Below are 11797 nucleotides of genomic sequence, written 5' to 3' on the forward strand. Positions count from 1 at the left end.
CCGGGACCGCCGGGTCCGGTACCGCCGGGTCCGGTACCGCCGGGTCCGGACCCGTATCCGGGGGCGGTTGCGACGCCACCCCCGGCCCGGTCACCGGCGGTCGTGGGTCAGGACTGGCTCACCTCGGCCGCGAACCAGTCGACGCTCATCTCCGCCCCGGAGGTGATGTCGGCCCCGGGGGAGGTGCAGCCGCAGACCTTGTCCGGATACGAACCGCCGATCGCCACATCGAAGATCGCGAAGAATCCGTGGTCGACGGCGGCCTTCCAGGTCGCGTCGGACACCTCGCTCTGGTCCACCGCGAAGGTCTGTACATCGTCCAGGTAGAAGCGCAGCTGCTCGGCGTTGGCGTCCCGGCGGTCGACGATCACCGAGTACGTGTGGTAGCCGGACTGGCAGCCGTCGCAGGCCTGCAGGTCGCTGCTGATCCCGTCGGGGTCGTGGCACTCGCCGGCCCACTCGCCGCAGTGGAAGGTGGTGGAGTGCTGGCTGAGCGCGTTGACGTCCTCCATGATGTCCAGCTCGCCGATGCTGGGCCAGTTGGTCGCCCCGGCGGGGCGGGCGTCGGCGCCCATCGCCCAGAAGGCCGGCCAGTAGCCGAGTCCGCTCTCGGGGTCGGGCTGTTTCAGGGAGGCGCTGAGCCGCATCTGTCCGCCCTCCGGTGCGGCGAAGTCGGTGCGCTGGGTCTCCACCCGGCCGGACGTCCAGTGACCCGAGTCGTCCCGTATGGGCTTGATCACCAGGTGACTTGAGCCGTCCTGGTAGACGTTCTCCGTCGAGTCCGTGGATGTTTCGATCTCGCCGGTGCCCCAGTTCGCGGCGCCGCCCGGGTAACTGGTGCCGATGTCGTAGAGCCAGTCGGTCGTGTTGAGGCCTGTTCCACTCGCGCCGTCGAAGTCGTCCCTGAACATGGTGGTCCAGTCGGCGGCGGCTGTTCGGGCTTTCGCAGCCGGTTCGGCGGCTGCGGCGGTGCCGCCCGAGAGCCCGGCGGGACCCGCCAGGCCCGTGAGCCCGGCCAGTGGCAGGCAGAGCGCGAGTGCGGTGAGTGCGGCCGGCAGACGCCGTCGGGTGTGGCGTCCGGAGCCTGGAGAGATGCCTTGAGACCTGCCGAAGGAAGGGATCCTGTTCATGGGGTCTGCTTTCGTGGGGTGGGGGGACAGGCGGGTGAGAGCGCTCTCAACCGCCTGCGGACGACTGTCGGGCACGGTGACTGAACCCGTCAAGGTGCTTGTAGCGTTCACTTCCTGAAGGCAATTGGCCTCAAGGGGTGGTCAGTTGGTGCAAGGGTTTCAGCGGTGGCGCGTGGTTCCAGTCCCGTCCGACGGCGGCAGCCGGTGGTCGCGCCGGGGTCCTCGGGGAACCGTCCCGCGTGCAGCCGCAGCGCGTGCACCATGGCGCGCGTCACGACGGGGTGGAGGTGTCGTCGCTGCGTTTGACCACTTCGAGAGTGAGGCCGAGGTTCCGGGAGGTCCAGTCTGTGGAGACTGACTGATGAGACAGTCAGTCTCTATGCACTTCCTCAAGATGCCCTATGTGTCAGCGAAATCTCGTGAGACGTTGCATTGAGTTCATCTCAACACGTGGGGTACGGTGACGCACCATGAACGAGGACACGGTGCCTGTACGGGTGCGTCAGGTGATCGCGGCAGCCGAGGTGAGCCAGCGCGAGTTCGCGCGGCGGATCGTCATGGACCCCTCCAAGCTGTCCCGGTCGCTCAGTGGCGCCCGGCGTTTCACCGTCGCGGAGTTGTCCAGGATCGCGGCCACCGCCGGGGTGGACGCGGGCTGGCTGCTCGGTACCTCGGGCGAGACTCGCCGGCCGCGCGGCCAGGGCACCACCGATCCCGCTCCGGGTGGCCGGCCGGCCCAGATCGTGCGGGAAACCGTGGAGCTCATCGCTCGACGCGGATTCCACTCCGTCCGGGTCGCCGACATCGCCGAGGCCTGCCACACGAGCACCGCCGCCATCCACTACCACTTCCCCGGCCGCGACGAGCTCCTCGAAGCCGCCGTGCGCTGGTGCATGGACGAGGACACCGCACGCCGCGACACCCGGATCGCGGAGGCCGCCGACGCGGTGGAGGAACTGCGCCAGCTCATCGAGATGCAGACGCCGTACACCGAGCGGCAGCGTGTCCAGTGGAGCGTCTGGCTCGACCTGTGGGCGGAGGCGGCCCGCTCCACCGCCGTGGGCGGGCTGCACGTCGAGTACTACCGGCAGTGGCGCACGACGGTCGCCGACGTACTGCGCAGAGGGATGACTCAGGGCGTCTTCCGCCCTGTCGAACCGGAGCCTGCCGCACTGCGGCTGACCGCGCTGATCGACGGGCTCGCCTCCCAGGTGCTCGCGACCGCCCCGGGCGGTCCCGGCACCAGTGCCCTGGACATGCACAACGCGCTCCTCGCCTACGTGGACGAAACCCTCACCCTGCCCGGCCGCACGGCCTGATCCCGTCCGCTCCCCAACCGCGCATCTCCATCCCCGCGTCTCGCACAGGCACAGGCACTCTCGCACCCGCACCCGCGCTCAAGGAGGCATATCGCATGTCCGTGAACCAAGAAGTGATCATCACCTGCGCTCTCACAGGAGCCGGCGACACCGTGCGCAAGAGCCCTCATGTGCCGGTCAGTCCTGAGCAGATCGCCCGCTCCGCCGTGGAGGCGGCCGGGGCCGGGGCGGCCGTCGTGCACATCCACGTCCGCGATCCCGAGACCGGTGCACCCTCCCGCGACCCGCGGCTGTACCGGGAGGTCGTGGAGCGGATCAAGGAGACCGGCACCGATGTCGTGATCAACCTCACTGCCGGGATGGGCGGCGATCTCGTCATCGACCCCGCTGATCCGCTGACCCGGTTGCCCGGTACCGACCTGGTCGGCGGGCTCGAACGGCTCCCGCACGTAGAGGAGTTGCTGCCCGACATCTGCACCCTCGACTGCGGCACGCTCAACTTCGGTGACGGCAGCAACCTCTACGTCTCCACTCCCGACATGCTCCGCGCGGGCGCCGGGCGCATCCAGGAACTCGGCGTGCGGCCCGAGCTGGAGATCTTCGACACCGGCCAGCTCTGGTTCGCCAAACAGCTGCTCGCGGAGGGGCTGCTCGACGATCCCACCGTCTTCCAGCTCTGCATGGGCGTGCCCTGGGGTGCTCCCGCAGATCCCGGGGTGCTTCAGTCGATGGTCAACATGCTGCCCGAGGGTGCCCGTTGGGCGAGCTTCGCGCTCGGTCGGATGCAGATGCCCTGGGTCGCGCAGTCCCTCCTGCTCGGCGGGCACGTCCGCGTTGGCCTGGAGGACAACCTCTACCTCGGCAAGGGCGTCAAGGCCACCAACGCTCAGCTCGTGGAGCGCGCCGTCGGCATCGTCGAGGCGCTGGGCTCACGGGTCGCCACTGCCGACCAGGCGCGCCGACAACTCGGTCTCAAGCCGCGCGGCTGAACCGCTTCCACAACCCCGCCCCTCCGTCCCAGGAGACCGCCACCCATGTCCCACCCCGAACCCGCTCCCACCCTGCCCTGCGCCCCGGAGGCCGTACGCCGCGTCGCCTGTATCGGCGCCGGTGTCATCGGCGGCGGCTGGGCCGCCCACTACCTCGCCCGCGGCTACGACGTGACCGCCTGGGATCCCGCACCGGACGCCGGGCCCCGGTTGCGCAGGCTCGTCGAGGCTGCCTGGCCGGCGCTCACCCGGCTCGGTGTCGCGCCGGACGCCTCACAGGACCGGCTCACCGTCACCGAGACCCTTGAAGAGGCCGTCACGCAGGCCCAGTTCATTCAGGAGAGCGCCCCGGAAAGGCTGGAACTCAAGCGGGAACTGCTGGCCCGGATCGACGAGGCCGCCCCCTCCGGTGTCGTCATTTCCTCGTCCACGTCCGGCTACCCGATGACCGATATGCAGACGGACTGCGCCGACCCCGGTCGGCTCGTCGTCGGGCATCCCTTCAACCCGCCCTACCTGATCCCGCTCGTCGAGGTCGTCGGTGGCACCGCCACTCGCGAGGACGTGGTCGAGTGGACCGGCCGGTTCTACGAGGCGGCCGGGAAATCCGTCATCACCATGCGGCGCGAGGTGCCCGGATTCATCGCCAACCGCCTCCAGGAGGCCCTGTGGCGTGAGGCCCTGCACATGGTCGCGGAGGGCGAGGCCACCGTCCGGGAGATCGACGACTCGATCACCGAGGGGCCCGGTCTGCGCTGGGCCACCATGGGCCCCATGCTGACCTTCGCGCTCGCGGGCGGTGAGGGCGGCATGGCCCATATGCTCGACCACTTCGGGCCTTCCCTGAAGTCGCCGTGGACCCGGCTTGAAGCCCCTGAGCTGGACAAGAAGCTGTACGACGCGGTGGTGGCCGGCTGCGACGAGGAGGCAGAGGGCCGGACGATCGCCGAACTCGTGGCCCAGCGCGACCAGGGTGTGATCGATATTCTGCGGGCCACCGGACGGCTGCCCCGGTTCCCCGAGGGCGGGGTGGCGAAGTGAGCGAGGCACTCCCGCTGTTCCGGCAGACCGTCCGGCCCGAGTGGATCGACTACAACGGCCACCTGAGTGAGGCGTTCTACGTCCTCGTCTTCGGTTACGCGACGGACGCCCTGATGATCGAGACCGGTATGGGCCCGGAGTACCGCGCTGACACCGGCTGCTCGCTCTACACCGTCGAATCGCACGTGCGCTACCTGCGCGACGTTCCAGTGGGCGCCCCCCTCGCCATCAGGACCCGGCTCCTGGGCACCGGTGCGCGCAAGACGCGGTTCGCGCACGAGATGTACGTACTCGACAGGGCCGAGGCCGACCCGGAGCCCGGGGCCGAGCCGGTCGCCACGAGTGAACTGCTGGGCGTCCACGTCGACCAGGGCAGCGGCCGGGCCGTGCCGTTCCCCGAGGCCGTACGGGAGCGACTCTCGGCGCTGACGGAACCCGCACCCCCATGGGCCGGACGTTCCATCGCCCCGGTTCCCGGCTGAACCGATGCGGTGGTCGTGACGGGCATCGTCACCGTGGCCGCCGCGCTCGCGGCCGGCTGTCCGCTCGGGGCGCTGCGCCCGTAAGCGGCCGAGTTGCGGCGGGAGAACCGTCGGCTGCGCGAGGATGTCGACGTCCTCAAGCGGGCCACGGTTTTCTTCGCGAAGGGGACCCGGTGACGGCCGTTCATCGCGATGATCCCCTTCGCGCGTGGCATGGCGGTCATGGCGCGGTGATCAACCGGCGGATTCCCAGAAGAAGGAGGAGCAGGTGTCCCTCAGAACGCTGCGACTGCCGTACTCGCCCAGGCAGACCCGGTAGCTGATCCATCCGTCCTCGGGGATGTTCATGTTGACGTCGAGCCTGGCGTACTTGCCGTAGTGGTTCCAGTCGCGTACGTAGTCGCTGCCGCCCACATCGGAGCGCTCGTACTCCACCACCACGGAGTGCCCGTCGCCGGCGTTGTCCCAGACCAGCAGGTGGTCGCCGTCATGGACGAACGACGCCGAGCCGGCACAGCTGGTCTTCCAGGTGCACTTGTCGCCGGTGTGCGGCCCGGACGTGTACGTCACGGTGTACTCGGCCGCGGAGGCGGTGCCGGCCAGGGGGAGTACGGCCAGAACGGCCGCACCGGCGGCGCCGGCAAGCGTCATGCGCTTCTTCATTGCGGTGATCCTTACGTCGATCGCGCTCACCGGCGGCTGGTGCGTGGTGGGCGGGATGGTGAGGGTGTGGAGGGCGGCGGTGGGACATCGGTCCGAACAGTGCCTCCAGGTCTCGATACTCATCGGCCGACGGACCCCAGGACATGAAATCGGTCGACGTGCAACCGTCCACGAGCCCCTTCTCCGTACGCGAGCGGTGTGAGCACGTCGTCTCCCTGCGCGCCCGCGCTGAGTATCGATGGGCGTCCCCGGAGAGGACGGGACCCAGGATGCGGCGCGGGATTCGGGCGAACAACCCCCGGCTGTACATGGTCTGATAACCCCGGAGTTATCCGTGGAGGCTGGGGGGCACGTGATGGAACTACGAGACATCGAGATCTTCCTGACGCTGGCCGAGGAGCTGCACTTCGGCCGGACCGCAGACCGACTGCACGTGTCACAGGCGCGAGTGAGTCAGGCGATCGCCAAGCAGGAGCGGCGGATCGGCGCGCGCCTCTTCGCCCGGAGCAGCCGCAAGGTCGAGCTCACTGCCATCGGAGCTCAGCTGAGGCAGGACCTCGGCGCCGGCTACCAGCAGATACTCGACGGCACCCGCGCGGCCACCGCTGCTGCCCGCGGCACCACGAGCACGCTGGCCATCGGTCTGCACGGGCCCCAGGCGCACTACTACCCGCAGGTCATCGGCCTCTTCCGGGCCCGGCACCCGGAGGTCGGGATCCATGTCCAGGAGATCAACTTCTCGGACCCTTTCGGCCCCCTCCGGGACGGCTCGGTCCAGGTGGCGACCTCCTGGCTGCCGGTCCGTGAACCGGATCTGACCGTCGGTCCGGTGATCGCGGCCAAGCCCCTGGTCCTCATGGTGGCCGCCGACCATCCTCTTACCCTCCGCGACAAGGTCAGCATGGAGGACGTGGCGGACTGGCCCCTGCCGCATTCCGCAGCACCCATCCCCGAGTACTGGCAGCAGACGCTCGTGCCCACCCACACCCCCGGTGGCCGGCCGATCCGGCGCGGGCCGAAGGTCTCCTCGATCCAGGAAGTCGCCGCCGTCGTCGCGGCAGGTGAGGCGGTCTGCCTCGTCCACGGCGACGCCGCCGACTGCTACCAGTGGCCCGGCCTCCGGTACCTGCATCCGTACGACGCCCCGTTGGGAACCTGGGTCCTCATCTGGCCCACGGCCGGGGAGACGGACCTTGTCCGGGCGCTCGCGCAAGCGGCGCAGGACGCCACGCTGAGCGGAAGGTGACCGAGGCGCCGACGCCGGTACCCCACGGTCCAAAGCCGACCTGGACGCTGACCCCAGGTTCGGCCTCGGGCTGCGTCCGGTCGGCAGCCGCGCCCGCGTTGGCGCTGACGCGACCTGTCTCGTAGGCGACGATGACGGCCTGGACGCGGCCGCGGAGTCCGAGCTCGGCGAGGATGCGGGCGACATGGGGTCTTGACGGTCGTCCCGGCCAGGTGGAGGCGGGTGGGGAGTTCGGCACCGGACTCAAGGGGCGGCCCCGGGCCTGCGCGTACGTATGGGCGGTGGGTGGGGCCGTGGGCGGGTCACTCCGAGCCATAGTGGCGCGTTCTCGTCGGCAAGATCGTCATGTTCATCTCATATTGACCTGACCGGTAGCGGGGTGTCGTAGGTTGAACCCTGCCGACGCGGGCTCGACGACTCGCCCCCATGCGCGTCACGAGTCGGTGCGGTGTCTCGGCTAGGGGGGAGAGCCACATGCTTGGTGATCGGACGGGGGACGCTTCCAAACGGGCGTTCGGTGTGCGCGGAAACAGACTGCGCGACGCCCGGCTTCGCGCGCACAGTCATCGGCTGATGCGCCGGCTCGCGCCCACGCTGCCGTTGAGCGTCACCGCTCTGTGTGACTCGCTCGGTGCGCTACGGGGTACGCCGATCAGCCTGCTGGAGTGGGAACTCCCGGCCGACGGCCCCTTCGGTGTGCTGATCTCGCGCGAGCACGAGGACGTCATCGCCTACCAGGCGAGGACCACGAAGGCGCATCAGGCGCACATCATCCTTCATGAGGTCGGGCACATCGTCGCCTACGACCTCGCCGGTGAGCGCCCGGCGCAGACGCAGCTGCGCACGTGCTACTCCGACAGGGACGAACGGGACGCGGAGATCATCGCCTCGACGATCATGCATCACGCGATCTCCATGGGCCGTCGCGCGCGGCTCTACGGCCTGGACACACCGTGGCGGCATTCGGTGTACAACAGCCTCGTCCTCACCGACGCCTCGACGTGAACGCGCTCAACCTGGTAGCCATCGTCACCCTTCTCGGTGGTGCGGCGTGGACGCTTCCCGCGCTGGTCCAGCGACGTTTCCGTGATCCGATGCGTCTGCACCTGTGCCTGTCGCTGTTCCTGATGGGCACGGGCAACGTGCTGAGCCAGCCGCACGTGCTGCGGCTCGTGGACCGCTGGACCGTCGTCGGGTTCTCCAAGTTCTCCTACAACGTGGCGATCGTGATCGGGCTCTGCCTCATGGTCGGCTTCCTGCGCGAATGCCCGCTGACCCGCTGGAGGTTTCCGTGGCCCTGGGAGGTGGGCGCCTGCCTGGCCTGCCTGACGGGGATGTTCGTGCTGACCCTGCTGCTCCCGGGGCAGCTGCGTAATCACGCCCTGACGTCCGGCTACCTCGTGGACGGACGGGTGCGCGCGTTCTACAACCTCGGCAACTTCTACCTGCTCTTCGGCTACACGGCCTGTGCCGCGCTCGCCGCCCGCCATGCGCGCCAGGGGCCCCGGCTGCGCAGGCTGTCGTTGGGCGTCATCACCGCCGGCCTGGGGGGCCTCGCCCTGACCTGCGTCTTCCGCTTCCTCTGGGTGAACCTGCCCACGCTGCGGGAGCCCGGGCAGCCGATCACGTACGCCTACGACTTCGTGTTCGGCCAGATCGCCGCCATCGTGGTGTGCGCCGGGCTGACGCTGCCTTTCGTGGTGAGCGTGCCGCGGATCGTGCGGGAGAGGCGGGACGGCCGCGAGCAGTACCGCGCCCTGGAGGAGCTCTGGATGCGGCTGATGGAGCACCACCCCGAGCTCGTCCTGGACCCGCGGCGCCGGCGCCGGCGCCTCTTCTCCGCGAACGCCTCGGACGTGTACCGCCGTTACATCGAGTGCCGCGACGGGCTGACCCGCCTCGGCCCGCATCTGCAGCTCGCCGCCGAGCGGATGGCGGCCTCGGGCCAGGAAAGCGGCCGGGAGGGCGGCCAGGCGAGGATCGTCGATCACGCGCTGCGTCGGATCGTCGGCGACGAGGACCGGGACGGTGGCCTGCCGACGGCGTCGTCCTTCGTCATCGCCCCCGAGCACCAGCACCGCGTCGACGGTCACGACTACGAGAGCGACCTCGCCGCTCTGATCCGGCTCTCCGGGGAGCTGCGCGCCCTGCGCGGCGACGCCGCGCCCGGCGGATCCGGACCTCAGCCGCCGTTCGTGCCGGAGCGGCCGGAGTCGTCGGGACGGTCCGAGCCATCGGGGTCGGCGGACTCCCGCGACGCGTCCAGCACGTCCATGATCGACAGCAGCTGGTCGCGCAGACCGGGGGTGAGTTGACCGGCCCGCATCGCGATCGACCTGACCTGCCGGTCGGACAGGGCCGTCGCCCACTCGTCCTTCTCCTCGGCGGGCGGGGTCGGCACATCCTCGTTGACCAGGGCGCTCACGGACACCGGCAGGGTCATGTCCCTGGACTGGAAGTACGTCACGATCGCCGAGAGCACGTTGACCGTCGGATTGGTCTGTGACCCGTTGCGCAGCGCCGTGAGATAGCTCCGGGAGATCGTCACGTCGTGGCCAGGGTCCTCGGAGATCGCCTGGGCGACCTCGGACGTCGACGGTTCCCTGAGGCGGCCGACGGCGTCCGCGGTCGCGGCATCGGCGAACCAGGAATTCAGGCGTTCCGCCAGCGTTGCCATACGTCCGATCTCCCTCGGCTCCAGCGACTCGGGGTTCCGGTTGGTCCACGCCGGGGGCATGGAACGCGACTGACGCGCACACTCCGCATCGCACAGTCGTTCTTTATGAAGCTGCTGCGTGTGAACTGTAACACGAACGTCATCCACGGAGTCTTGCTGCTACTATAATCGACAGCACGCTGATAAAAGGGTCTTGCGTCTAGTGTTTCGGCGCTCGTCATTGGAGGGGACAATGCGTAGCGGTACTGCTTTCACCCAGGGGCTTCGCCAAGCTGTCGAGAACGGGCCGGTATGGACGGTCGAGGCCGTGCGGCAGGTGCGTTACCACGTGGTCAGCTCCGACAACCTGTTCGCTCCCGACAACACGGCACTGCTGACCGGCTGCCCCGACGTGCCGTTGCGGCCGGGGGAGCGGCGGCTGGTGGTCATCGACCGGAACGTCGACGCGCTGTACGGCGCATCGGTGCGCGAGTTCTTCGCCGCCCATGGAGTCGAAGCGGAGATCGTGGCGCTGCGAGCGGACGAGACGGTGAAGCAGTGGGACGCCGTGTCGCATGTCATCGACGCGATGAACCGCTTCGGCATAGACCGTCGCCGTGAGCCCGTACTCGCCATCGGGGGCGGGGTGCTGACCGACATCGTCGGCTTCGCCACGAGCCTCTACCGGCGCGGGACGCCGTACATCCGTATCCCCACGACACTGATCGGCCTCGTCGACGCCGGAGTGGGCGTCAAGACCGGGGTCAACTACGAGCTCGGCAAGAACCGGCTGGGGACGTACGCGCCGGCCGCGGCGACGTTCCTCGACCGGTCCTTCCTGCGCAGCCTGGACCTGCGGCACATCAGCAACGGCCTCGCCGAGATCCTCAAGATGGCGCTCATCAGGTCCGAGGACCTGTTCGCCCTGCTGGAGTCGAGGGGAGCGGCCGTGCGCGCGGACCGGTTCCAGGGGACGACCGGTGAGCTCGCCTCGGCCGCGGACACGATCGTCGCCGAGTCCATCCACCTCATGCTCGAGGAACTCCAGCCCAACCTCTGGGAGTCGTCGCTGGAGCGCTGCGTGGACTACGGCCACACCTTCAGCCCGACCATCGAGATGCACGCGCTGCCCGAACTGCTGCACGGGGAGGCCGTGGTGATCGACATGGCCCTCACGACGGCCCTGGCGACCCTGCGCGGCGACATCGCCGCTGCCGAGGCGGACCGTGTGTACGCCGTGATCCAGGCACTCGGTCTGCCGCTGTGGAACGACGTACTGGACGACCCGGCCCTGCTGGAGAACGCCCTGCTGGAGACGGTGCGGCACCGTGACGGCCGGCAGCGGCTGCCGCTTCCCCTGGGCATCGGGCGCCACCACTTCGTCAACGACGTCACACCGGCGGAACTACGCGAGGCCGCCTGCCTGTTGCGCGGCTACGCCCAGGCGTCGCCGTTCGCCTCCCAGGCCCAGGCGCTCGTCCCCGAGGGGGTGGGCGCGTGAGCGGCGCGGGGCGCGGCCCCGCCACCGCGGTCGTGGTCGGCGGATCGACCGGCATCGGGCGGGGCATCGCCGACGCATGGGCCGCCGCAGGGATCGAGACACATGTGTTCAGCCGCAGCAGGCCGGCCGGGCCTGGCGGCGACCTGCTGGTGTGGCACCCGCTGGACTTCCGGGACGCCGACGGGGCCAAGGCCGCGCTACGGGCGGGGATACCGTCCGGGACCGACCTGGTCTGCTACTCGGCGGTCTACTTCACCGCCGGACGTCAGCCCTTCACCGAGACGTCCGAGAGCGACTGGCTCGACCAGTTCGCCATCAACGTGCACGGCCTGTCCTGGACCCTGAAGGCGGCGCTGCCGACCCTGCGCGAGGCCGCTCCCGGGATGTTCCTGCACATCTCGTCCGAGGTCGTGTACAACGCCGGCCCGAACCGGGCGGGGTACGCCGCCACCAAGGCCGCGGCCGGCTCCCTGATCCGGTCCGTCGCCCAGGAGACCGATCCCGCCGATGTGACGTTCGTCCAGGCGCTGCCCGCAGGCATGGTCGACTCACCGGGCATCAGGGCCAGGCGCTCCGCGGACTTCGACTACAGCGGTTACATGGCCCCGGCCGCCTTCGCCCCGCTGGCCGCCGAACTCGCGGCCACCCGTGGAGTCCCGTACGCCGGTGAGGAACTGGTCGTGCACGAGGACACCACCTGGTCCCCGGTCGAGGACGGGCTGCCGCGGTCCCAGTCGCGCTCCCTGTCCGACTCCCGCGGGTAGGGATCC

11 protein-coding genes and 2 pseudogenes are annotated in these 11797 nt (G+C 69.6%); 9 read left to right on the forward strand and 4 right to left on the reverse strand.

Going from position 1 to position 11797, the window contains the following annotated elements; translation table 11 throughout:
* Nucleotides 1-107: 107 nt before the first annotated feature.
* Nucleotides 108-1130: a glycoside hydrolase family 16 protein gene (locus AB0C75_RS07070; RefSeq protein ID WP_362887867.1), complete on the reverse strand. Its 1023-nt coding sequence runs from the start codon at nt 1128-1130 to the stop codon at nt 108-110.
* A 470-nt stretch (nt 1131-1600) separates the two neighbouring features.
* Here AB0C75_RS07070 and AB0C75_RS07075 point away from each other — a divergent pair, with 470 nt between their 5' ends.
* From AB0C75_RS07075 to AB0C75_RS07090, 4 genes are all read left to right on the forward strand, one after another.
* Nucleotides 1601-2449, forward strand: a complete 849-nt coding sequence (locus AB0C75_RS07075) for a TetR/AcrR family transcriptional regulator (RefSeq protein ID WP_362887869.1) — start codon at nt 1601-1603, stop codon at nt 2447-2449.
* A 95-nt stretch (nt 2450-2544) separates the two neighbouring features.
* A complete protein-coding gene (locus AB0C75_RS07080; protein ID WP_362887871.1) occupies nt 2545-3438 on the forward strand; it encodes a 3-keto-5-aminohexanoate cleavage protein in 894 nt (297 codons plus the stop codon).
* A 45-nt stretch (nt 3439-3483) separates the two neighbouring features.
* On the forward strand, nt 3484-4479 hold the full coding sequence (locus AB0C75_RS07085) for a 3-hydroxyacyl-CoA dehydrogenase NAD-binding domain-containing protein (RefSeq protein WP_362887873.1): 996 nt from the start codon (nt 3484-3486) through the stop codon (nt 4477-4479).
* Nucleotides 4476-4961 (forward strand): thioesterase family protein, encoded by a 486-nt coding sequence (locus tag AB0C75_RS07090; protein ID WP_362887875.1) that lies wholly within the window; start codon nt 4476-4478, stop codon nt 4959-4961. Before AB0C75_RS07085 ends, AB0C75_RS07090 begins: the two co-directional genes overlap by 4 nt.
* Before the next feature lie 234 nt (nt 4962-5195).
* On the opposite strand, the gene AB0C75_RS07095 is transcribed toward AB0C75_RS07090, so the two are convergent.
* Complete coding sequence (locus tag AB0C75_RS07095) at nt 5196-5747, reverse strand: hypothetical protein (protein WP_362887877.1); 552 nt, start codon at nt 5745-5747, stop codon at nt 5196-5198.
* A gap of 232 nt (nt 5748-5979) precedes the next feature.
* On the opposite strand from AB0C75_RS07095, the gene AB0C75_RS07100 reads away from it, so the two are divergent.
* Nucleotides 5980-6870, forward strand: a complete 891-nt coding sequence (locus AB0C75_RS07100; protein WP_362887879.1) for a LysR family transcriptional regulator — start codon at nt 5980-5982, stop codon at nt 6868-6870.
* Nucleotides 6871-6973: 103 nt separating this feature from the next.
* Here AB0C75_RS07100 and AB0C75_RS07105 read toward each other — a convergent pair.
* A pseudogene (locus tag AB0C75_RS07105) lies at nt 6974-7112 on the reverse strand (LuxR C-terminal-related transcriptional regulator); the annotation flags it as partial.
* A gap of 277 nt (nt 7113-7389) precedes the next feature.
* On the opposite strand from AB0C75_RS07105, the gene AB0C75_RS07110 reads away from it, so the two are divergent.
* Nucleotides 7390-7875: a hypothetical protein gene (locus AB0C75_RS07110; protein WP_362887881.1), complete on the forward strand. Its 486-nt coding sequence runs from the start codon at nt 7390-7392 to the stop codon at nt 7873-7875.
* Nucleotides 7872-9002, forward strand: a pseudogene (locus tag AB0C75_RS07115) (MAB_1171c family putative transporter); the annotation flags it as partial. The gene AB0C75_RS07110 and the pseudogene AB0C75_RS07115, both read left to right, overlap by 4 nt.
* Before the next feature lie 50 nt (nt 9003-9052).
* Here AB0C75_RS07115 and AB0C75_RS07120 read toward each other — a convergent pair.
* Nucleotides 9053-9547 (reverse strand): hypothetical protein, encoded by a 495-nt coding sequence (locus AB0C75_RS07120; RefSeq protein ID WP_362887883.1) that lies wholly within the window; start codon nt 9545-9547, stop codon nt 9053-9055.
* A 307-nt stretch (nt 9548-9854) separates the two neighbouring features.
* Between AB0C75_RS07120 and AB0C75_RS07125 the strand changes: the two genes are divergently transcribed.
* Both AB0C75_RS07125 and AB0C75_RS07130 read left to right on the forward strand, forming a co-directional pair.
* Nucleotides 9855-11027: a sedoheptulose 7-phosphate cyclase gene (locus tag AB0C75_RS07125; RefSeq protein WP_362887885.1), complete on the forward strand. Its 1173-nt coding sequence runs from the start codon at nt 9855-9857 to the stop codon at nt 11025-11027.
* Nucleotides 11024-11791, forward strand: a complete 768-nt coding sequence (locus AB0C75_RS07130) for an SDR family NAD(P)-dependent oxidoreductase (RefSeq protein WP_362887887.1) — start codon at nt 11024-11026, stop codon at nt 11789-11791. Before AB0C75_RS07125 ends, AB0C75_RS07130 begins: the two co-directional genes overlap by 4 nt.
* Nucleotides 11792-11797 lie beyond the last annotated feature (6 nt).

Source organism: Streptomyces sp. NPDC048565 (assembly GCF_040650935.1).
Taxonomy (GTDB): Bacteria; Actinomycetota; Actinomycetes; order Streptomycetales; family Streptomycetaceae; genus Streptomyces.